This is a genomic window from Bacillus sp. MM2020_4 (genome assembly GCF_011250555.1).
Classification (GTDB): Bacteria; Bacillota; Bacilli; order Bacillales; family Cytobacillaceae; genus Neobacillus.
Window position 1 is genome coordinate 13346 of record NZ_JAANMZ010000001.1, and the last position, 19888, is coordinate 33233.

At 39.7% G+C, this 19888-nt stretch carries 25 protein-coding genes and 1 tRNA gene; 15 read left to right on the plus strand and 11 right to left on the minus strand.

All coding sequences use genetic code 11. The features are described 5' to 3' along the window. Window positions 1–131: 131 nt before the first annotated feature. From G6554_RS00060 to G6554_RS00070, 3 genes are all read right to left on the minus strand, one after another. Window positions 132–995, minus strand: a complete 864-nt coding sequence (locus G6554_RS00060; RefSeq protein WP_166237610.1) for a DsbA family protein — start codon at window positions 993–995, stop codon at window positions 132–134. Continuing rightward, entirely contained in the window at window positions 992–1399 is a 408-nt protein-coding gene (locus tag G6554_RS00065; RefSeq protein WP_166237611.1) for a globin domain-containing protein, read from the minus strand. The genes G6554_RS00060 and G6554_RS00065 overlap by 4 nt, the downstream gene beginning before the upstream one ends. Window positions 1400–1574: 175 nt before the next feature. Continuing rightward, the gene (locus G6554_RS00070) at window positions 1575–2171 is read right to left on the minus strand and encodes a CYTH domain-containing protein (protein ID WP_166237612.1); all 597 of its coding nucleotides are present in this window, start codon (window positions 2169–2171) and stop codon (window positions 1575–1577) included. Window positions 2172–2316: 145 nt separating this feature from the next. On the opposite strand from G6554_RS00070, the gene G6554_RS00075 reads away from it, so the two are divergent. Genes G6554_RS00075 through G6554_RS00090 form a run of 4 tightly spaced genes read left to right on the plus strand, consistent with a single transcriptional unit; the run spans window position 2317 to window position 5102 of the window. Then, complete coding sequence (locus G6554_RS00075; protein WP_166237613.1) at window positions 2317–2676, plus strand: UPF0738 family protein; 360 nt, start codon at window positions 2317–2319, stop codon at window positions 2674–2676. A 21-nt stretch (window positions 2677–2697) separates the two neighbouring features. After that, window positions 2698–3336: a GTP diphosphokinase gene (gene yjbM / locus G6554_RS00080; protein WP_166237614.1), complete on the plus strand. Its 639-nt coding sequence runs from the start codon at window positions 2698–2700 to the stop codon at window positions 3334–3336. A 48-nt stretch (window positions 3337–3384) separates the two neighbouring features. Further along, complete coding sequence (locus tag G6554_RS00085) at window positions 3385–4179, plus strand: NAD kinase (RefSeq protein WP_166237615.1); 795 nt, start codon at window positions 3385–3387, stop codon at window positions 4177–4179. Between the two features lie 17 nt (window positions 4180–4196). After that, a complete protein-coding gene (locus G6554_RS00090; RefSeq protein WP_166237616.1) occupies window positions 4197–5102 on the plus strand; it encodes an RluA family pseudouridine synthase in 906 nt (301 codons plus the stop codon). A 96-nt stretch (window positions 5103–5198) separates the two neighbouring features. Here G6554_RS00090 and prpE read toward each other — a convergent pair whose 3' ends face one another. Next, window positions 5199–5942 (minus strand): bis(5'-nucleosyl)-tetraphosphatase PrpE, encoded by a 744-nt coding sequence (prpE, locus tag G6554_RS00095; RefSeq protein ID WP_166237617.1) that lies wholly within the window; start codon window positions 5940–5942, stop codon window positions 5199–5201. 82 nt (window positions 5943–6024) lie between these two features. Between prpE and G6554_RS00100 the strand changes: the two genes are divergently transcribed. The 3 genes from G6554_RS00100 (at window position 6025) to G6554_RS00110 (ending at window position 9404) form a co-directional block, all read left to right on the plus strand. Next, the gene (locus G6554_RS00100; protein ID WP_166237618.1) at window positions 6025–7884 is read left to right on the plus strand and encodes a monovalent cation:proton antiporter family protein; all 1860 of its coding nucleotides are present in this window, start codon (window positions 6025–6027) and stop codon (window positions 7882–7884) included. A 105-nt stretch (window positions 7885–7989) separates the two neighbouring features. Continuing rightward, window positions 7990–8760, plus strand: coding sequence for an enoyl-ACP reductase FabI (gene fabI, locus G6554_RS00105; protein ID WP_166237619.1), 771 nt, complete (start codon window positions 7990–7992; stop codon window positions 8758–8760). Window positions 8761–8900: 140 nt separating this feature from the next. After that, entirely contained in the window at window positions 8901–9404 is a 504-nt protein-coding gene (locus G6554_RS00110) for a CotO family spore coat protein (protein ID WP_166237620.1), read from the plus strand. Between the two features lie 58 nt (window positions 9405–9462). Here the strand turns inward: G6554_RS00110 and G6554_RS00115 are convergent, their stop codons facing one another. After that, a complete protein-coding gene (locus tag G6554_RS00115; protein ID WP_166237621.1) occupies window positions 9463–9975 on the minus strand; it encodes a CotY/CotZ family spore coat protein in 513 nt (170 codons plus the stop codon). A 140-nt stretch (window positions 9976–10115) separates the two neighbouring features. Between G6554_RS00115 and G6554_RS00120 the strand changes: the two genes are divergently transcribed. The 7 genes from G6554_RS00120 to spoVIF all read left to right on the plus strand — a co-directional run bounded on the left by G6554_RS00120 (window position 10116) and on the right by spoVIF (window position 13747). Then, entirely contained in the window at window positions 10116–10466 is a 351-nt protein-coding gene (locus G6554_RS00120) for a DUF1360 domain-containing protein (protein ID WP_166237622.1), read from the plus strand. A gap of 319 nt (window positions 10467–10785) precedes the next feature. Continuing rightward, window positions 10786–11253 (plus strand): YhcN/YlaJ family sporulation lipoprotein, encoded by a 468-nt coding sequence (locus G6554_RS00125; protein WP_166237623.1) that lies wholly within the window; start codon window positions 10786–10788, stop codon window positions 11251–11253. Window positions 11254–11268: 15 nt separating this feature from the next. Then, window positions 11269–11751, plus strand: coding sequence for a stage V sporulation protein AC (gene spoVAC, locus G6554_RS00130; protein WP_166237624.1), 483 nt, complete (start codon window positions 11269–11271; stop codon window positions 11749–11751). Beyond that, window positions 11752–12777 (plus strand): stage V sporulation protein AD, encoded by a 1026-nt coding sequence (gene spoVAD / locus G6554_RS00135; RefSeq protein ID WP_166237625.1) that lies wholly within the window; start codon window positions 11752–11754, stop codon window positions 12775–12777. A gap of 5 nt (window positions 12778–12782) precedes the next feature. Then, window positions 12783–13139, plus strand: coding sequence for a stage V sporulation protein AE (gene spoVAE / locus G6554_RS00140; protein ID WP_007085455.1), 357 nt, complete (start codon window positions 12783–12785; stop codon window positions 13137–13139). A gap of 105 nt (window positions 13140–13244) precedes the next feature. Then, entirely contained in the window at window positions 13245–13364 is a 120-nt protein-coding gene (locus tag G6554_RS00145; protein ID WP_166237626.1) for a YjcZ family sporulation protein, read from the plus strand. Between the two features lie 128 nt (window positions 13365–13492). Continuing rightward, on the plus strand, window positions 13493–13747 hold the full coding sequence (gene spoVIF, locus G6554_RS00150) for a sporulation-specific transcription regulator SpoVIF (protein ID WP_166238107.1): 255 nt from the start codon (window positions 13493–13495) through the stop codon (window positions 13745–13747). 24 nt (window positions 13748–13771) lie between these two features. Here the strand turns inward: spoVIF and G6554_RS00155 are convergent, their stop codons facing one another. The 5 genes from G6554_RS00155 to G6554_RS00175 all read right to left on the minus strand — a co-directional run bounded on the left by G6554_RS00155 (window position 13772) and on the right by G6554_RS00175 (window position 18317). Beyond that, window positions 13772–16078, minus strand: a complete 2307-nt coding sequence (locus G6554_RS00155; RefSeq protein ID WP_166237627.1) for a UvrD-helicase domain-containing protein — start codon at window positions 16076–16078, stop codon at window positions 13772–13774. 126 nt (window positions 16079–16204) lie between these two features. Then, the gene (locus G6554_RS00160) at window positions 16205–16627 is read right to left on the minus strand and encodes a GNAT family N-acetyltransferase (RefSeq protein WP_166238109.1); all 423 of its coding nucleotides are present in this window, start codon (window positions 16625–16627) and stop codon (window positions 16205–16207) included. A 6-nt stretch (window positions 16628–16633) separates the two neighbouring features. Further along, window positions 16634–17146, minus strand: coding sequence for a YjcG family protein (locus G6554_RS00165; protein ID WP_166237628.1), 513 nt, complete (start codon window positions 17144–17146; stop codon window positions 16634–16636). A 116-nt stretch (window positions 17147–17262) separates the two neighbouring features. After that, on the minus strand, window positions 17263–17985 hold the full coding sequence (locus tag G6554_RS00170; RefSeq protein ID WP_166237629.1) for an alpha/beta hydrolase: 723 nt from the start codon (window positions 17983–17985) through the stop codon (window positions 17263–17265). A gap of 107 nt (window positions 17986–18092) precedes the next feature. After that, a complete protein-coding gene (locus tag G6554_RS00175) occupies window positions 18093–18317 on the minus strand; it encodes a hypothetical protein (RefSeq protein ID WP_166237630.1) in 225 nt (74 codons plus the stop codon). A 174-nt stretch (window positions 18318–18491) separates the two neighbouring features. Between G6554_RS00175 and G6554_RS00180 the strand changes: the two genes are divergently transcribed. After that, window positions 18492–18563: transfer RNA gene (locus tag G6554_RS00180), tRNA-Val, on the plus strand. 223 nt (window positions 18564–18786) lie between these two features. Here the strand turns inward: G6554_RS00180 and G6554_RS00185 are convergent. Next, a complete protein-coding gene (locus G6554_RS00185; RefSeq protein WP_166237631.1) occupies window positions 18787–19833 on the minus strand; it encodes a tellurite resistance/C4-dicarboxylate transporter family protein in 1047 nt (348 codons plus the stop codon). Window positions 19834–19888 lie beyond the last annotated feature (55 nt).

A 19888-nucleotide genomic window follows, 5' to 3' on the forward strand; every position in this document is an offset into this window, starting at 1 on the left:
ACCGTGAAAAATTTCTCCCATCCCCTTTGTTCGTATTTATAGAAAATGCCTTGCAGTTCGGAAAAACTGCAAGGCATTTTTTGTTTCCTAATATAGAGATAATACCTGATCAATAGTGAACCGACATGTAGTTATTCCTTAATATATCTCCAAAATGTTCCGTACTTTGCGGGAATTTGTTCCACAACTTGTTTTAAAAGCAGCTTTTTCATTTCCCTTTCAATTTGTGAAACTGACATATTGTAAACAACAGCAATTTCCTTTGAAGCAACAAATTTAAAAACTTTCATAAACGACTCTAATGATGGTGGAGGAGATATGATCGGTTTTTCCGATAGCATTTCCTCTAGTATTTGGACATATACCTCATATGGATAAGAACCGGTAATTTTGATACCTTCATCCTCAATATTTTCATTAAAAAAGACTAAGGTAGGAATTTCATTAACAGCCATTTCGGAAGTGATTTTCAAATCACATTGGAAGGCCTTGGCTGCGCTGTCAGAATGAATATCTGCCATAAATTCTTCTACATCTAAACCTGAACTTCCTGCACAGCCCTTTAACACCTCAAGATTAGAAGTATTCTGTTTTTCTAGAAATAACATTTCTTGAATTCTCCGAAGAAAACGTAGACCTGCTCTTCTGCCTTGTAATTCGGCTGCTTTTAAGGCAATGGAGACCGTATAGGGATTGTCCACCGGATTTTCTAACCACAAGCTGCCATCACATGACATACCCGTTCTGCTCGCTGTTTTTTCCCATAATTGAGCGATATTTTCATAGTTCCTTTTTTTGTTTAAATCGGCCAATCGCCCGCTTAATACATGCTTAATTGAAAAATATCTTCCATATTCAATTTGCAGCTTCTTTAAGATTGGTTCAAGTGCCCAGCATTCGGGACACAATGGATCAATAAACATATAAATTTCAATCGGTTTTTTATCACTGCCGCTGCAACGGTTCCCGGGGCCCGGCAATTTAGCATTACTCACGATTCTTCACCTAGTATCTCGCCTTCATCAGGCGTGTTAATCATATGCTGTGCTGTAAGTGTAAGTCGGTAGTAAAATTCATCCCTAATGGGGCCTTGTAAGTCAATCTGATCCATTGCCTGTTTCATGCAGGCTAACCAGGCCGCGGCACGGCGGGGCGTAACCGGAAATGGCAAATGGCGTGCACGCATCATTGGATGTCCATGTTCCTCTGTGTAGGCTTGAGGACCGCCTAAGTATTGTGTCAAGAATTGCTTTTGCTTTCGCGCAATTTCTGTAAATTGATTTGGGAATATTGGAGCTAAATCAGGATGTTGTGCAACAAGGCCATAAAATGTGTCGACAAGTGTGTTTAATGTTTCTTCACCAATGGCCTCAAAAGGTGAAGGCTTTTTTTCAATCATGTTGACAACTCCTTTAAGTCTTTTTGTATTCATATTTTATCAATGCCTATTTCATATCTCAAATGAATTGCCTTGAAAAAGGTAATTTTCAACCCAAATATGTTATTAATGTTTACATTGAGTTGTTTTCTTAGTAGTACGGGAGAAATTTATCAAATGGTAAAAAATACTGTGCTTACCATTGGCTAGAGTCTGACTCCGTATATTTTTGCTGATAAAAGCGGCGGATTTTATTATCCGTTTGCCGTTCGGGAATCGTAAATTGTGCCAGCAGCTCTTTGAATTCCTCCAGCCCTTCTGTATAGTTTTCAACTTCGTATTCTAGTTCATAATCTTCTTTAGTTAGATAGCAACTATGATCAAGAACCAGTAATCCATTCTTGTAGTTAACTTCTACTCTATTTGTAGTCAGCGACCCAAAATATTGGATTTCCGAAAAAGGGATTTTCTGCGCTTCGATTAAACGTTGAATTTCTCCCCCCGGCAGCTTTCCAAATTTGATGGAGTTCACCGCTTCATCTTCACTAATGATTTGATTGGTTTCAAGAAGTCCCACTGAAGCAGGCTGCTTTAAAGTCATTTCGAAGGCATCGCCTTTTTTTCGAATTCTTAATGCAGCACCCATTCCTTTTAAGGAAAAATTCACTGTATCAAAGTAGTGGTTTTCTTGTGAAAAAATATCGCTTTTTTTAATGTGGAATGCCTTTAGTAATTTTTCATATTCCATGTGTGTAAGCATATTTTTAAATTCAATTTCAATATTTTGTGACATCCGTTGTCTTCCTTTCGCAGGCGGTGTTAGTTAATCATACCTATGAATGCGGTTACCTGTCTACTTGGAGGATTCCAACTGCAATCCTTGGGAGAAATGGATGAATTATGCTAAAATGAGGAGGTGAAAGATGGAGGGAAGAAGGATGCAGAAAAGAATAACAATCTTAAAAGCAAACATGCAAGAAAGCAAACTTTTATTAGAAAGTAATGAACCGATAAATGGATTAGTTCCGGGGGAACAGATTCTCGTGGATTCTGACCATTATTCCTTCATATACTTAATGGAGAACCAAGAAGATTATACATATATCGTTCTACCTGAAGAATTATGGTCCAGCTTAAAGGCTGCAAACGAACAGGGGATTCCTGTATGCCTTTTATTTGAGGGTGAACAGATAGAACTACTCAATTTTCATGATGAATTAGAATATGTAATAAGTAATATTAAAGGTAATAGTAACTATGGGAATGAAATGGTTACAAGGGTAGATCGGATTTTCTAAACTGTTTTTTGAGGTGGAATCATGAAGCATTGGGATCAATTTTTAGCCCCATATAAACAAGCTGTTTCAGAACTAAAAATAAAATTAAAGGGGACGAGGGGGCAATTTGAACTTGACTCCTCACATTCTCCAATCGAATTTGTGACAGGCCGTGTAAAACCAATCGCCAGTATTCTCGATAAAGCGAATCAAAAGGGGATTCCGCTTGAGAGATTGGAAGAGGAAATGCAAGATATTGCCGGGATGCGCATTATGTGCCAGTTCGTCGATGATATACATACGGTTGTCAATTTATTAAGGAACCGCAATGATTTTGAAATCGTGGAAGAAAGAGATTATATTTCCCATAAAAAGACCAGTGGGTACCGCTCATACCATGTGGTGATTCAATACCCTGTTCAAACCATCCATGGAGAAAAGAAAATTCTTGCTGAAATTCAAATCAGGACGCTTGCCATGAATTTTTGGGCGACCATTGAACATTCACTAAACTATAAGTATAAAGGGGCATTTCCATCAGATATCCGGATGAGATTGCAACGAGCCTCGGAAGCAGCCTTTCGGTTAGATGAGGAAATGTCATTAATTCGCGGAGAAATCCAAGAAGCTCAAGCCTTTTTTACACGAAAGAAAGAATTGAAGCAAGAGGAAAAACATTAGTGGCAGGTCCTTGGTTTAAAGGCCATTCTGCATAAGGAGCATAACAATATGAAATTTGCGATTACGTCAAAAGGAGATCAAAAATCAAACATATTGATGCATAAAATGCGGACATATTTACTTGATTTTGATCTTATATACGATGAGGATCAGCCCGATATAGTTGTTTCTATTGGCGGTGATGGAACATTACTTTACGCTTTTCACCGCTATAGCAGCCGTTTGAGTAAAACTGCATTTGTCGGAATCCATACGGGACACCTGGGTTTTTATGCTGACTGGATTCCGGATGAAATTGAAAAGCTTGTGATCGCGATAGCGAAAACTCCTTACCAAGTTGTTGAATATCCTTTGCTTGAAGTGATCATTCGTTACTCGCATGGTGGAAAGGAATCAAGATATTTGGCACTTAACGAATCGACTGTGAAAAGTGTGGAGGGGACACTTGTCATGGATGTGGAAATTCGCGGCGAGCATTTTGAGCGGTTCCGTGGAGATGGCCTCTGTGTTTCAACCCCATCTGGAAGTACGGCATATAATAAGGCCCTCGGCGGCGCGATTATCCATCCTTCGATTTCGGCCATACAGGTCGCAGAAATGGCATCGATTAATAATAAGGTATTTAGAACAGTTGGTTCACCCTTAATTCTACCGGCACATCATAATTGTATGCTGAAACCTGTTAACCGCTCTGATTTCCAGGTGACAGTTGATCATCTGACCCTGCTCCATAAAGACGTTAAATCGATTCAATTTAGAGTGCCGGAGGAAAAAATCCGCTTTGCCCGCTTCCGTCCGTTTCCATTTTGGAAAAGAGTTCATGATTCGTTTATTTCTGATTAAGCAGAGGTACCTTTATAATGACTTCTCGATTTACGTTGAAATGGGTTATAGAAAACGAACAAGCTGGATTGTTAATAAAGGATTTTTTGAAAAATGAGGAGATCTCCCGTACAGCTTTAACGGATATCAAGTTTAAGGGCGGAAGTATCCAGGTAAATAAAGAAGAGGTAAATGTCCGCTACAAGCTAAGGGAGGGCGAGGTACTAACAGTAATGTTTCCTGCTGAGCATCCTAGCGTTGGAGTTCTTGGCGAGGATATCCCGTTAACCATTCTGTTTGAGGACGAGTATCTACTTGTAGTTTGCAAACCCCCTGGCATGAATACGATTCCCTCAAGGGAACACCCTTCGGGCAGTCTTGCCCATGCACTTGTCGGCTATTATCAGCGAATTGGGCTTGAGGCAACGTCTCACATCGTCACTCGGCTTGATCGTGATACTTCTGGGATTGTATTAATTGCTAAGCATCGGCACGTGCATCATTTATTTAGTAAAATGCAGCAGAGCGGGCTGGTAAAAAGAACATATGAGGCTTTTGCAGCTGGTCTGCTTGCTGGAGAAAATGGGACAATTGTGGAACCGATTGGCCGCAAAGAGGACAGTATCATTGAAAGAGAAGTCCGGGATGACGGTCAATTCGCCTGTACACATTATCGTGTGCTTAAAAGATATCGTACCTTTACACACATAGAGCTACAGCTTGAAACGGGGAGAACCCATCAAATAAGGGTACATATGTCCTACCTTGGTCATCCGTTGCTTGGGGATGATTTATACGGTGGGGATACAACGATGATGAATCGCCAGGCTCTTCATTGCCGAAAAATTATATTTACACACCCATTCCTTGGTAAGGAAATGACATTTGAAGCACCGTTGCCTAAGGATATGTGGGATATTTTAGAGGCTGATCCGCTTTTATAGGGATCGCCTCTATTTTGTTGAATTAGGCTTATTATTTGTAGAATCCTTCGATTAATTGTTAGAATAACCTATAACATTTGTAGAAAAGAAAGCTATTCAATCAAAGTCTTTAAACTTTCCCTCGGCATATGGCATTGTAGAAGGGACCGAAATGAGTTCCATTTCAGGATATCTTAATGCAGTAAGCTGCCCGCCGAACACGGCTCCGGTATCAATGTTATATGTATGGTTGAGGATTCGGGGAGCTTTTACTGGCGTATGCCCATAAACAATACAGGCTTCTCCGTGATAGGATTTCGCCCAATCTCGTCTGACGGGTGAACCGTCAGGGTGTTTTTCACCTGTGATATCCCCATATAGGACAAATTCTTTGACCTTTGCATGCTTCTGCCCGATCAAGTCTTCTTTAATTCCTGCATGCGCAATAATGAGCTTATGATTGTCTAATACTACATACAAGGGTGCTTTTTCATAAAGCTCGATAAATTTTTTACGAATGGATTGCCGGTCTTTTTTATATAATGATTCATATTCTGCAACGGTTGTTTCGAGACCGTGAGCGATTTGGACTTTGTTCCCAAGAAAAAAGCGGTATAGCTTATTACAATGGTTTCCGGGCACGTAATATGCCTGGTTCCGCTGGATGACGAGCTCCCAAACCAGCTCAATCACTCTCAATGATTCGGGACCTCTGTCAGTTAAGTCGCCAACAAAACCAAGAGCTCTATTTTCTGGATGGCTAGGAATCCCTCCAGTCTCCCATTTGTAGCCAAGTTTTGAGATCAGTTCTTTTAATTCACTAAAACAACCATGGATATCACCAATTATATCTATTTTCATATGCTGCATCCTCCTATTCATTATTTTTTGTTTTAATGTTAGTTTTTAATCAGAATCCTTATTTGAGAGAGGTGAAACAAAGATGGAACAACACGTATCCGTCATTTCCTTACTTGTTGTTGTCACAATGGCCTTTTTAACTCCTATTATCCTTCATCGGTTTAAATTAAATTTTATCCCGGTGGTTGTTGCCGAAATCATAATGGGCCTAATTATTGGAAAAACAGGCTTCAATATCGTTCATCAGGATGTCTGGCTTTCAACACTTTCATCACTTGGCTTTATCTTTCTTATGTTCTTAAGTGGACTTGAAATTGATTTTACGGCCTTCACGGGGAGTAAAAAGCGGGAAATTCTCCCGAATGGAAAAAAGGAACCTAATACCTTTGTTGTAGCGAGCATCATCTTTACTGGGGTCTTTATTTTTTCTCTGGGACTATCCTATTTGTTTGTTATCGCAGGCTTTATCGATAATGCCTTTTTAATGACATTGATCATTTCCACGATTTCATTAGGAGTGGTTGTGCCCACCTTAAAGGAGGCGCACCTAATGAAGACTGTTATCGGGCAAATCATTTTACTAATTGCAGTTATTGCAGATTTGGCCACGATGATTTTGCTCGCCGTTTTTGTCTCGCTGTATGAAGCAGGGCACGGAAATACATGGTTACTGTTAATTTTATTCGCTGCCGGGATCGTCCTTTATTTTGTGGGCAAAAGATTTAAGAATCGCACCTTTATTGAGACATTATCAACTGGGACTGTCCAGATTGGAACAAGAGCCGTGTTCACACTGATTATCGTCTTAGTAGGTTTATCTGAATCAGTCGGTGCCGAAAATATTCTTGGAGCCTTTCTAGCGGGCGTGCTCGTCTCCTTATTATCACCCAACCAAGACCTTGTACATAAGCTTGATTCCTTTGGCTACGGGTTTTTAATTCCGATATTTTTCGTGATGGTTGGTGTGAATCTTGATGTGTGGTCCTTATTTAGTGAGAAGAAGCTCTTGTTGTTAATCCCGCTTTTACTGATCGGACTGTTATTATCAAAGCTTGTACCAGTTTATCTCTTGAAAATTTGGTATGATATGAAAACAGTTATTTCTTCAGGCTTTTTACTCACCTCAACGCTGTCACTCGTCATTGCGGCGGCAACGATTGGGGAGAGAATAGGGGTTATTACAGAACATATGAAGGGAACATTAATTTTGGTTGCGGTCATCACATCCATTTTTACCCCGATTGTGTTTAAGAAGCTGTTCCCTAAAGAGACGGTAGCAGGAAAAAAGGTCAGTGTCGCTTTCTTGGGGGCCAATCAAGTTACATTGCCAGTATCGCGGGAGTTAAAGTCTGGTCTATATGATCCGATCCTTTATCATCCAAAAATGGAAAAGTCGGAAAAACAGATTGCAAATTCACTATTTGATATTGTGGAAATCCCGGATTATTCACTCGATACCATTTCCCAAACAAAAGTTTTTCAATCAGAAATTGTGGTCATTTCAACCGGTGATGAGAACCGAAATGCGACCCTTTCCATCGCTGCCAAAGAAAATCACGTTCCAAGGGTTATTGCCCGAATTGAAAGCCCTGATTTGGAGCAAAGCCTGCGTGAGCATGGGATCGAAATGTATTCTGCATTTAAATCATCGCAAACGCTGCTTAGGGCATTAATTGAGTCACCAACCCTCATGAATATTCTTACGAACGAGGAAGAAGGACTTTTTGAAATTGTGATGAAGAATCCATATTTTGAAGAAATGTCATTACGAAAATTCCCCTTTACGGGTGATATCATTATTGTTCGGATTTTTAGAGGCAAGGATTCAATCGTACCCCATGGTGATACAGAATTACAGATGCATGACCGCTTGATAGTAACGGGCTCGAAGGAATATGTAGATGAGTTGAAAAGAGAATTGGAGTTTTGTGAAATCTGCTAACCGAAACCGTTTTAAAAAATCACATGCTTTTCATTTGTGGGAAATTAGTGTAAAATTAGTACCAAGTGCTAATATCTTGTAATTATCCTAGGAGGACTTTTAAATATGAATCTTTCTTTAACCGGAAAAACATATGTTGTAATGGGTGTGGCAAATAAACGAAGTATTGCATGGGGAATTGCCCGTTCACTGCATAATGCAGGAGCAAGATTGATTTTTACGTATGCAGGGGAAAGAATTGAGAGTAGTGTTCGCGAATTAGCCAATTCTTTGGAAGCCGAAGGGACACTTGTTCTACCTTGTGATGTGACTAGTGATGAAGCGATTGCCACTTGTTTTGCCGAAATAAAAGAGGCTGTGGGAACGATTCACGGGCTGGCACACTGTATTGCCTTTGCTAAAACAGAGGAGCTGAAAGGTGAATTTGTTAACACATCAAGGGATGGATTCCTGCTTGCGCAAAATATCAGTGCATTTTCCTTAACAGCTGTTGCAAAAGAAGCACAAGGCCTGATGACGGAAGGCGGCAGTATTGTGACCTTAACCTATTTAGGCGGCGAACGTGCCATTCCGAATTATAATGTAATGGGTGTCGCGAAAGCATCTTTAGATGCCAGCGTCCGTTATTTAGCCGCAAACCTTGGGCAATATGGAATTCGAGTAAATTCTATCTCTGCAGGACCGATTCGTACCTTATCAGCTAAAGCTATCGGGGAATTTAACACTATTTTAAATGAAATTGAAGAGAAGTCCCCATTACGGAGAACCACTTCACCAGAAGAAGTTGGCGACACGGCTGTATTCCTTTTCAGTGACCTTTCTCGTGGAATTACCGGTGAAAACATTCACGTTGATTCCGGATTCCATATTCTTTAATACGATTTTAACCAAGCCCGCTTAAAATAAGCGGGCTCTTATTATATATTCTTTTACTAAGTGAAAAAACCTTATGAACCGGTATAGGCATTTCGCATACATATAAAGTGTAGGAATTACGTCGATAGGAGGTGCCATGCATGTCGAAAATGAAGAGTAGGGGTCCGCTTTTATATGTCCATCAGTCATTTTCAAGGACTCCAACAAACAACAACATGCAGGAAGTTTATTCAAACAGGAAAGAGCAGGAAACACCAGAGGAAGTAGTACCGCAGGGAAAAGAAACCCTAAAGAAAATTTCACTTGCAAAAAAGGAGCTTTTCCAAGAGCAAATTCCGATTGAAATAGTGAAAGCAGAAACTCCACATGCGGTACAGCAACAGCAAACATCACGGACTTCATTAAAAAGAGTAAAACCCTTTAAGGAGATGGAATTAACCGAGCGTTTAGACTATCTAATCAATTTTCCAAAAGTACTGCCTCCAGTCCCGTGCAACTTTTATACAGTTGAAGGAAACTATCAAGGATACCTAGCGGAATACAATCAGCATCAGGTAACCATAACATTTCATGATCAAACATCAAAAACCTTACCTATAGAAGAATTAAAGGATGTCATGATGATTGGGATAAAAAAAGTGTAAACAAGGAAACAAAGAAGCCAGCCGATTTACCGACTGGCTCATTTCATTGGATATCTTCTTAATCACATAAACCTAGGTTAACGTCGGCAATGCATTGGACTGCACAGAAGCAGCTTAAGTCAACAGTGATGCAATCTCTGCTTGCGCGGAATCTTTCAACCTGGCAAACCTTTGTAAGGTCAACACAGCATTTATCGCTGCTTGAAACAAGGTTTACTGGAGCAAAGTGTCCGCTGCTATCGCGGTGTCCAGGTACTAACACGCGAAGTGTGGCACAGCAATTATCGAATACCTCTTCTACGCGGAAGTAGATGGATACACAAGCATTGCCCTCGTGTGTTAAAAATGCATGAAACGGTGACCCGTCTGCTGTACTTAATACAAACACCCGTGTATCAACAGGCTCTCTCCTAGCAGGCGACACCATTGATCCTAAAGGCTCCGTAAAACAACTGGAACACTCTGCACATTCTTCTTCTACGGCATTATCTTGTATATCTTTAATGGCACGAACTACTTCACACACACAGTTACCAGTGCGAAAATCGTTATTATTATTTCCACAACCCATTTATTTTTCCTCCTTATTCCGTGATATATCTTACATTACTAACATATTTCACAGACCGCTTTTGGGTTACGGACAATTGCCTTGTTTGGCAAAATTAGGCGGATGTTTGGTTAATTTCACATAGAAAGGATCAATTTGGGATGAAAATAACCTTTTTAAGCTTTGTTATATTTTCACTTTCGAGCTTTCGGCTAACAAGATTACTTGTTTTCGATAAAATTACCGAGTTTATTCGCGAGCCATTTTTCGATGAAGTAGTGGAAGAGAATGAAGAGGGAGAAAAAGATGTTTATTACCTTCCTAAAAAAACAGGATTTAAGAAATTTATGGGTGAACTGCTCAGCTGCTACTGGTGTACAGGAATTTGGGCGGCAGCCCTCATTATCGTGTTTTATTATATATCCCCAGCCGTTTCAACGCCAATCATCCTTATATTAGCGGTTGCCGGCTTGGCTGCAATCGTAGAGGTATTCGTACAATATTTTATTTAAAAATTAATTCTTTCGCTGAGACAAGACTTTTATCCGTTTCATATTCTAACTAGTAGAAAAAGAATTTCAGGGGAGAGTGGAAACATGAACAACAAAAAGCAAAGCAAGGGAACAAAAACCATCCAATCCTCAAACACAAAGAGGAAAAAGGGCTGCGGGTGCGGTAAAAAGTCATCCAAGTAAGGGAAGAACTGCTGGTAATCCGGCAGTTTTTTTTGATGAAGCGCAAAAATTTGTTATCCAGTCATAATTTCCGCGAATGTCGAAAAAACTAGATAGTACTAGTCAGTATAAAAAATGGGACAAGGAAAGGGATAAAATGATCACTAGATACGGATTGATTTTGGTCACTTGTTTATTTTTATTAGGAGCTTGTAACAATAAGCAACAAGAAAAGGACAGTCAACTAGCGTTGATAAAGACAACAAATCCCACTCCTCTTATGACGGACAAAACAAAGAAGAACCACAAGGTCAATGAGATTAAAGAGGTGGTCAGTACTTTTCCGGAACTTTACGATATCGCTGTTGTGAAAGGAAAAGGGGATACTCTTGTTGCTTATAAGGTAAAGCATTTACACAGATTTAAAATGAAAAAAATCGAAAAGGGAGTAACCAAAAAGTTGAAGAAAAAGTTTCCGAAAGAAGAATTTACAGTATCAAGCGACTATAAAATTTTTCTTGAAACCGTGAGGCTGGATGAAAAGATGCATTCCAAAAACTTTTCAAAGCACGATGCCGAAAAACGCTTTAAGGAAATCGTCAAAATGACGGAAGACATAAAGTAAGAAGGGAGAATGAAGATGGCGAACAAGGAGCAGCAACAAAACATGACCCCGCAGCAGCGAAACTATCAACAGCTGCAGCAAAAGCATGAGTTAAAGAGACCAGTTCTAAAGAATTGCATCAAGGCATTTTTAGTTGGCGGCCTCATTTGTGCTATTGGTCAGGCAGTCAGTTATTTTTACATATATTTTTTTAATTTTACTGAGCAGAGTGTTGGAAATCCGACCGTGGCAACGATGGTCTTTTTCTCGATGCTATTAACGGGATGGGGAGTTTATGATCGAATGGGACAATTTGCAGGTGCAGGGAGTGCTGTGCCAGTTACCGGCTTTGGAAATGCTGTGATCTCAGCTGCGATTGAGCATCGGACAGAAGGGTTTGTGCTGGGCGTGGGCGGGAATATGTTTAAACTGGCAGGTTCCGTCATCCTCTTCGGCGTATTCTCTGCATTTGTGGTTGCATTAATTAAAACGCTACTCATCATTTGGGGGGTGTTGTAATTGCTAAGAGGGCATCAATCATGGGTATTCGCCAATCGGCCAATGATCACAGCCACAGGCGTTACAGGCGGACCGTTTGAGGCAAATGGAAAATTGGCAAATGATTTTGATTTATTATTTGAGGACCTATGGATGGGAAAAGAGTCGTATGAGAAGGCTCATCGTTTATTGCTTGAAGAGGCAATAAAAGTGGCATTACAAAAGGGGAATATTCAAAAAGAGCAGGTGCAATTTTTATTTGCCGGGGATTTAATTAATCAAATTACGCCAACCAGCTTTGCAGCAAGAACGATGCAAATTCCCTATTTTGGTCTTTTCGGTGCCTGCTCCACATCCATGGAGGGTTTGGCACTCTCATCCTTTGTCGTAAATTATGAAGGGGCAAAATACGTACTGACAGGTGCCTCTAGCCATAATGCTGCGGTAGAAAAGCAGTTCCGTTATCCGACTGAATATGGTGGCCAAAAGCCACCGACAGCGCAATGGACGATTACAGGTGCCGGTGTAGCACTTGTAGAGCCGAATGAACCAGGTAAGCAGCATCCAGTGACAACCGCAGCAACCATCGGAAAGGTCGTTGATATGGGACTATCAGACCCGTTTAACATGGGCGGGGCAATGGCACCGGCAGCGGCAGATACAATCATGGCTCATTTCCGCGACCTGCAATTGGATCCATCCTACTACGATTTAATCGTTACCGGTGATCTAGGGAGAGTCGGCCACGATACGGCATTTGAATTGCTCAACAAAAGCGGTTTGAATTTGCAAAGAAAACAATTTCAGGATTGCGGATTATTAATGTATAAAGAGGATCAACCGGTTCAGTCCGGTGGAAGCGGTGCAGGGTGCTCAGCTACTGTTTTATATGGACATCTTCTTAATCAGTTAAAAAAGGGTACCTATAAACGAATATTAGTTGTCGCTACGGGGGCATTATTGTCGCCGCTCAGTTTTCAGCAAAATGAATCCATTCCATGTATTGCCCATGCTGTTGCAATAGAGTTGAATGAAGAAAAGGGGTGAGGTAAATGCTGGCAATGTTCTTTTGGGCATTTGTGATTGGCGGGTTAATTTGTGTGATAGGGCAGCTTTTATTTGATGTTGCAAAACTAACTCCGGGCCATACCTTAAGTCTGCTTGTTGTCATCGGAGCAGTTTTGGATGGATTCGGGTTATATGAACCATTAGTGGATTTTGCCGGAGCAGGAGCAAGCATTCCCATCACCAGTTTTGGGAATGCCTTAGTGCATGGAGCGATGCAGGATGCACAAGCACATGGAATTATTGGTGTATTAACAGGGATGTTTCAAGTAACAAGTTCAGGAATCTCCGCAGCCATTATATTTGGATTTATTGGGGCCCTTATTTTTAAACCAAAAGGGTAAAAGTACATTTTTTTTCTACCTTTTCGAATAGGTTGTCATGCCTATACACTTTATTAAGTCATTTCATATGTTATTAATGAGATTACTTAAGTGAGGTGACAGTCTATGTGCTTTGGATATGGCGGCTACGGCTACGGCGGTGGCGGTTTCTACGGAGGTTCTACTTTCGTATTAATCGTTGTATTGTTCATCCTTTTAATCATTGTCGGTGCAAGCTTCTATTAATAAGTAAGCTTATTTAGATGGGGGGGGCTGGCCTGAAAAAGTGGCCAGCCCTTTCTTTCCCCTTTATTCACAATTTTCTTTTTCCTTCATACAATAAAGTAGTTTATGAAGGAGTGTGAGTTTTGAACATGGATAATGGGTTCTTTAAAAACATCGAAAAGAAAACGGGCGTTAATATGAAAGACATCTTTGACTTAGCTAACTCCTTACAGAATGCAAATTTTAAAGATGAAAAAACAGTCCGTAATGTGATTCGCAGAGTGTCTCAAATTGCTAATAAACCGGTAAGTAAGGACATGGAAGATCAAATTGTGAAATCTATCATTAATGATGGGAAGCAGCTTGATTTTAATACAATTGCTAACATGATGAATAAGAAATAAAAAGAAGAAGACCAATCCTAAATTTTAGGAATCGGTCTTCTTCTTTTTGTTAATGGGTGCTAGAAATCTAGAGCGGTTTGCTTTTTTTCCTCGTCTGCTGCTTGGTAAGGAGATATAAAGCTGCTCTTTGGCACGGGTCATTGCTACATAAAATAATCGTCTCTCTTCTTCGAGCGCTGTAAAATCGCCATTTCGGTAAGCTTCAAGGGCAAAATCATGTGGCAGGCTTCCATCTACAGCCCCAACCATATAAACGGTTTGGTACTCAAGTCCTTTTGCCCTGTGGATGGTGCTAAGGCTGATCGCATCCGTAAAATGCTTGCTTAACTTCTTAATTTCCTTGTTCATGGCTGACATATGCTCTGCATGAACTAATAATGCCTCGATAGATGTAAAGCTTTTTGCAGCCACTTTAAGGTCCTTAAGATCATCGGAACCCTTTTCAAGTTTACTCGATTCATTACCCCGTTTCTTTAAAAAATCAAGAAACCCAATGTCTTTTTCAATCTTTTCAATGGCTGAAATGGGGGACAAATGCTTCAGGCCACGTATCAGGGTTACGGTCTTTTTTAACTTTTTCTCTTGAAAGACGTGTGCAGTTTTCAAGTGTGACAGGGCCTCAAGAAAACTGCAATCTTTGAGGATGCTCTCTGCTTTAATATCTTTAAGAACTGTTTGTTTTAAAAATAATAACGGCAAAATATCTGCGAGCGCCTGTGGGTCATCTTCCTTTAAGCAAATCTTTAAAAAGGAAAGGGCACTTCTGACAATATAGCGGTCATAAAAGCTTTCTGCATCCTGGTCAATTTTAAACGGCAGATTTGAGCTGGCCAATCGTTCAAATATTGACCGTGAGGCGACATTTGTCCGATAAAGAATCGCAAAATCCCCAGGGTTTGCTCCCTTCGCAATCTGCTCTTGGATATCTGTGGCAATCATGGTTGCCTCTTCCTCCTCATCGTAAGGGAAAAATAACATTGGCAGCGCTCCAGATGAAAATTGTGCCTTCATCTTCTTTGTTCTTCTCACTTTATTCGCAGCAATCATTTGATTGGCGGCTGCGACAATTTCATGGGAAGATCGATAGTTTTGGTCTAAGGTAACCAATTTAGAATATGGAAAGTCTTTTTCAAACTCAAGCAAATAGGTGGGATCACTTCCCCTAAAGGAGTAAATCGCTTGATCATCATCGCCAACAGCACATACATTTCGATGTTTACCAGAAAGTAGTTTAATGAGTTCGTATTGAACCTTGTTTATATCTTGAAACTCGTCAATTAAAAAGTAATGAAAACGATTTTGATATTGTTCAAGCAGGTCAGGAGTATTCCTTAGAAGCTGATGGCAGCCTATAAGCATATCGTCAAAATCAAATAGTCCTTCCTGTTGTTTATATTCCTCATACTTTCGATAAAGGAATGCAGCCTTTTCTTCCCACTCGGTTATGGGCTGTACCTCATCTGGAAACAGAAGTGAGTTTTTCCAGAAGCCAATTTGCTGCAACACTAAGTCATAGGCAAATTCCTTTTCAGATAGGTTAAGCTCTTTACCGGCGGCCTTCAAAATTTTATCCCGCTGCCATTCTTTTTTCAGCAGCTTGTCAGATGACCAATTTGCACCATCATGGAACATAAGGATCCGATAGAAAATACTGTGAAACGTGCCGGTAACGATGCGATTGATTGTTTCTCTTTTCATATTTGGATACGACTGCAAACGATTCTTCATTTCAGCGGCGGCCTTTGAAGTAAAGGTGACAAGCATGATAGAACTTGGATCGATTTGTTTTTCATTCAGCATATAGGACGTACGTGCTGTGAGCACCCGGGTCTTCCCGCTTCCAGCACCTGCAAGGACTAATAACGAGCCTTCGGTTTCCATGACGGCTTCTGCCTGACTTTGATCAAGGACGGTCCCATTTTCAGCAAGCTGCTGTAAATAGGGTGGATAATCACGAGGGATATTCCCAATTGGTTGGTTAAAAGGGACAGTGTATTCAATGTGTTTTGCAGGTTTGAAGAGTTCTAAATCTGTAGGGGACGCTGTAATGGTTCTGCCCTGCGGGATCTTAAATCCGTTCCTTTCGATATGGTGTTGTTCATGATCATCCATTTTAACAATGGGAGGGAGCGGGTCCGGACAATGCCTTTCCGGCGAGTGAGGATGGAAAAAATATGGGTTACCATAGATTCCAAGATACATACGCACCTTCTCATTGCAACAAGGGCAGTGGAGCTCATTATTTTTTCCAGCAAGATATATTTTTTGAAATTGATCCCGTGCTAGTTTAGTTAGATCAATAGTTTGATTTTTATAGATAGCTGTTTTCATATTTAAACCTCTATTTCTTGAAGTAAGACATGTTCTATCATAACAAAACAGGTGGGGAACGGAAAGTGTTTGCTTTATTATCCAAAAATAGAAAAAACACTTGCCACGGATTGGCAAGTGTAGAGGTTAAACTTCTTTAATCATCGTTCGATGGGGAATTCCTGCATCCATAAATTCCTCTGAGACTACTTCATAGCCAAGTCTAGCATAGAAGGGAATGGCTTGTGTCTGGGCATTAAGTTTTAATTTGTGTAATCCCTGCATTTGGGCATAGCTTTCTATTTCGTTCATAAGCGCCTTGCCTGTACCTGTCTTTCGGGCTTCTTTCATCACACAAATTCGTTCCACTTTCCCATAGCCGTCAACAATCCGAAATCTGCCGGCACCGACAGGAGCACCTTCCTGGTACATGACAAAATGAGTGGCTACATCCTCGAATTGGTCGATTTCCTCTTCAAGCGGAACATTTTGTTCTTCCACAAAAACAATCTTTCTAACAGAAAAAGCATCTTCAAGTTCATTTTGATTCTCGACAATCTTAACTTTCACCATAACCTATTCCTTTCCCAGACGAAAAGTTTCATAAACAGTCCATGATCCATTTTCCAATTGATAAAGTAAATGGAAGCGGTCCACCGTTTCTTCGTGATTCACTTTAGTCATCCTTAGTGAACCAAACACATCGGAGTGCTCATCATTGGAAAGCTTTTGTCCAATTGTAATATGGGGCACAAAGGCATAGTCTGACGTTTGTTCGTTAAATTCCTGTTTAATCTCAGCATGCAAGTTTAAAAGTTCTTCAGTTGGCTCTATTTTAAAATAGATAACATTATTTACAGGTTGAAAAGAGCTAATTTTAGATGTTTTTAAGGTGAAAGGTTTTGTATTGCCAGCGATTTGCCGTAATTTATCAGCATATTCCTTGGCATCCTCTTCAAGAGCTTCAAAACCATTCTTTATCGTTACATGTGGAGGAATAAGGGAATAATGTGGGTCATAGCGTTTGCGATAAGAATTCACTAAGTCTTGAAGCTTTTTGGATGGGAAAATAACTACACCAAATTTCATACGTTTACCTCCATTGAATTAAAATATTTTAGTAAAATAACATAGGACTTCTTGTTATTATAGCAAATTTTCAAAATATATAAAATGACTTTAGTACTAATGTAATGTCTGTTAGACTAAAACAGCATTTTAAGGGCTCGTCTTAAATCCGGCTGCCAGTATGTCCATGTATGATTGCCCCTAAATTCTTCATAAAAATAGGTAAAAGGTTTCTCCGTCATCACTTTGGAAAGCTGTCGGTTGGGGCTTAAGAAATCACTTGTTTTTCCATCGGTAGTTTTTACTTCTATTTCTTGTGTGCCAATAACGTGATAAATCTCGATTAGCTGTGCCTCTTTAAACTCATCGACTAATTTCAATACCTTATCGTTAACCAAAGGAGACTGTAGCAGCACTTTCCCAAAGGTATGCGGGTAATAAAGCGCAGTCATTAATGAGACGGTTGCCCCTAAAGAGTCACCAATTAGTGCCCTTGTCGAGCCCATATGGTAGGTAGGAAATTCCTTATCAAGAAAAGGCACTAATTCATGCGCAAGAAACCGTATGTATTGTTGATTTTGCTCACCGTCCGGGTGGTACTTTCGTCGGCGGTCCTCCACATTCTTATAGGGTATCCCAACTATAATAATATTTTCAATTTCCCGTTCAAAAAGAAACTCATCTGCCAATCGACCAATTCGACCAAGCTGAAAATAATCCCGTCCATCCTGAGCGATTAGCAGCGAGTATTTATAGAGCGGCGAGAAGTTTGCAGGCAGATAAATAAGGAGCTGCATTTCTTCTCCAAGTTCGTTACTTTGAAAGGTAAGTTCTTTGATTGTGCCTCTTGGAAATTCCATTACGACAATTCCCCCCATGATTCGAATAGTACAAATGCATTTTACCATAATCGTTGTGGAAATGCTTTCAGAAGGTGAAGGGTTGGTGGATGTGTGGGCAGGCAGGTTTAATGAAGGTAGCGATGAATCGAACGAGAGTCAGGCATAATCGATAAAATATTTTCGCGCTTAAAGGTCCGCATTTGTTTCCGTGTCAAACAATAGGCGCGAATGTAGTCATCATGAACTTCCTTTACAATGAGTTTGCGCTGTGATAATTCTTGGTTTTCTGCAAGGTATATCATCTCCAATGGCATATGTTCTTCGATTGATCTGATTAAAAGTCCATCCATTTTGGATCACTCCTTCGATTATCAATAATACCATTATAACCGAACGTTAGTTCTTTATTCAAGTTAATTAGGAATGTACGTTCTATTCGTAGGGAGATTTTTAATCATGCTAAAAGAAAATGGCTATTGACATTTTTGGTTTTTTTACTATAATTAAATTTGTACTTAATAAGCGACTTGTTAGCTCAGTGGGAGAGCACTTCCTTGACAGGGAAGGGGTCGTGGGTTCGAATCCCTCACAGGTCATCACTTAAGACGCTACTTTAAAGAGTAGCGTCTTTTATTATGCTTTCGTTTCAGTTCGTTACTTATCAATTCCCGGTCTAAAAATCTGTTCTACCTCTTTTTAATCCTAAATCTGGTTTTCATTTTTAGGAAGTTCGTAATAGGGGTCTACCCTTTCATCCTCTCACATTGTACTTTCGGAACAATAAATAAAGACCTAGTAGCATCTAGGTCTTTTGTTTGGTTATCTTGGGTATGTATTGATTTTATTTTTAATGAAGAACGATCTAATAAGCCCTAAAAACACTAATATCCAAACGGTTATCGCAATAAAAATCATTATTTTAGGTACAACCATTAGGAAGGGAAATTCTAATGCCTTGGAAAGTTGAATGGTACAAGTTGTATACATAGCTAAAGGGAACGCCATACCCCAAAACTGTGGGTCATATGTTATATGAATTTTTTCATAAATATATTTCCAAATCATCAGTATGAATAACAATGGGATCCACCAGGTTCCCGTAATCCAATAAAATAGTGTAAACCCTTTTAAAAATGGAATAACCTCAGTCAATAGTGTTGAATGTTTGGCATTTAAAATTAAGTTTGACCCGGCTAATGTCGCGATAGCAACAGCACCCATATTAATCCAATAAGGGGGTGTTAGTGATTCATGTTTAAAATCAACAAATGTAAATCGATAAAAGATTAATGCAATAATGTTTAGGTATAACATACAGCCTAATAAAAACATGGAGAATGTAAAAAATAAAATAATTTCTTTCCCATTTGTAAAATGTGGAGATAATAGTGTTCCTAAAACAGATACCGATTGCGTAGCAACAGCAGCGATTAACCATGCACCATTAATCCCTTGAGCAATCCTGGGTTTTTCCTTCCTAATGGTTACAGAAAAGAAAAAGGAATACATGATAAGTAGCCACAAGAAAATAGAAAAAAACCACAAGTATTTTGCTAGGTGAAAAACGTCTCCAACGATGATTAATTGGGAGCCAAAAACACAAGTTCCAGCAATAAGTGTGAAAAAACCTGGACCCTTTTCGTGGCTAGTTAGATCCGCTATTACCTTCGGAAAATGCCATATTAATCGCAATATAGTTAATATCCATAAAATAATATAAAATAAACTATTTGCATAAAGTAAAATTTTTGCCATGAAGTGAACGTCGAGGAGAAATAAAGAAATAGACAAAGCCCCAGTTGCCATGGTTAAGGCAAAATATCCTGTAAATAAATTAGATGTCTTTTCTTTTAAAAAGGAAATCATAAATTTTTGCCTCACTTTTTGCTTACTTTTAAACCAGGATCAAAATAGATTCTGG

Bases quoted from the DNA above. Each gene is read 5' to 3' on its own strand.
- spoVAE (WP_007085455.1), top strand. From the start codon at position 12,783: ATGCTGGCAATGTTCTTTTGGGCATTTGTGATTGGCGGGTTAATTTGT.
- G6554_RS00115 (WP_166237621.1), bottom strand. From the start codon at position 9,975: ATGGGTTGTGGAAATAATAATAACGATTTTCGCACTGGTAACTGTGTG.
- G6554_RS00175 (WP_166237630.1), bottom strand. From the start codon at position 18,317: ATGGATGGACTTTTAATCAGATCAATCGAAGAACATATGCCATTGGAG.
- G6554_RS00085 (WP_166237615.1), top strand. From the start codon at position 3,385: ATGAAATTTGCGATTACGTCAAAAGGAGATCAAAAATCAAACATATTG.
- G6554_RS00125 (WP_166237623.1), top strand. From the start codon at position 10,786: ATGATCACTAGATACGGATTGATTTTGGTCACTTGTTTATTTTTATTA.
- G6554_RS00120 (WP_166237622.1), top strand. From the start codon at position 10,116: ATGAAAATAACCTTTTTAAGCTTTGTTATATTTTCACTTTCGAGCTTT.
- G6554_RS00145 (WP_166237626.1), top strand. From the start codon at position 13,245: ATGTGCTTTGGATATGGCGGCTACGGCTACGGCGGTGGCGGTTTCTAC.
- G6554_RS00185 (WP_166237631.1), bottom strand. From the start codon at position 19,833: ATGATTTCCTTTTTAAAAGAAAAGACATCTAATTTATTTACAGGATAT.
- G6554_RS00090 (WP_166237616.1), top strand. From the start codon at position 4,197: ATGACTTCTCGATTTACGTTGAAATGGGTTATAGAAAACGAACAAGCT.
- G6554_RS00100 (WP_166237618.1), top strand. From the start codon at position 6,025: ATGGAACAACACGTATCCGTCATTTCCTTACTTGTTGTTGTCACAATG.
- prpE (WP_166237617.1), bottom strand. From the start codon at position 5,942: ATGAAAATAGATATAATTGGTGATATCCATGGTTGTTTTAGTGAATTA.
- spoVIF (WP_166238107.1), top strand. From the start codon at position 13,493: ATGGATAATGGGTTCTTTAAAAACATCGAAAAGAAAACGGGCGTTAAT.
- G6554_RS00165 (WP_166237628.1), bottom strand. From the start codon at position 17,146: ATGAAATTTGGTGTAGTTATTTTCCCATCCAAAAAGCTTCAAGACTTA.
- G6554_RS00065 (WP_166237611.1), bottom strand. From the start codon at position 1,399: ATGATTGAAAAAAAGCCTTCACCTTTTGAGGCCATTGGTGAAGAAACA.
- spoVAC (WP_166237624.1), top strand. From the start codon at position 11,269: ATGGCGAACAAGGAGCAGCAACAAAACATGACCCCGCAGCAGCGAAAC.
- G6554_RS00110 (WP_166237620.1), top strand. From the start codon at position 8,901: ATGTCGAAAATGAAGAGTAGGGGTCCGCTTTTATATGTCCATCAGTCA.
- G6554_RS00170 (WP_166237629.1), bottom strand. From the start codon at position 17,985: ATGGAATTTCCAAGAGGCACAATCAAAGAACTTACCTTTCAAAGTAAC.
- G6554_RS00155 (WP_166237627.1), bottom strand. From the start codon at position 16,078: ATGAAAACAGCTATCTATAAAAATCAAACTATTGATCTAACTAAACTA.
- G6554_RS00075 (WP_166237613.1), top strand. From the start codon at position 2,317: ATGCAGAAAAGAATAACAATCTTAAAAGCAAACATGCAAGAAAGCAAA.
- yjbM (WP_166237614.1), top strand. From the start codon at position 2,698: ATGAAGCATTGGGATCAATTTTTAGCCCCATATAAACAAGCTGTTTCA.
- G6554_RS00070 (WP_166237612.1), bottom strand. From the start codon at position 2,171: ATGTCACAAAATATTGAAATTGAATTTAAAAATATGCTTACACACATG.
- fabI (WP_166237619.1), top strand. From the start codon at position 7,990: ATGAATCTTTCTTTAACCGGAAAAACATATGTTGTAATGGGTGTGGCA.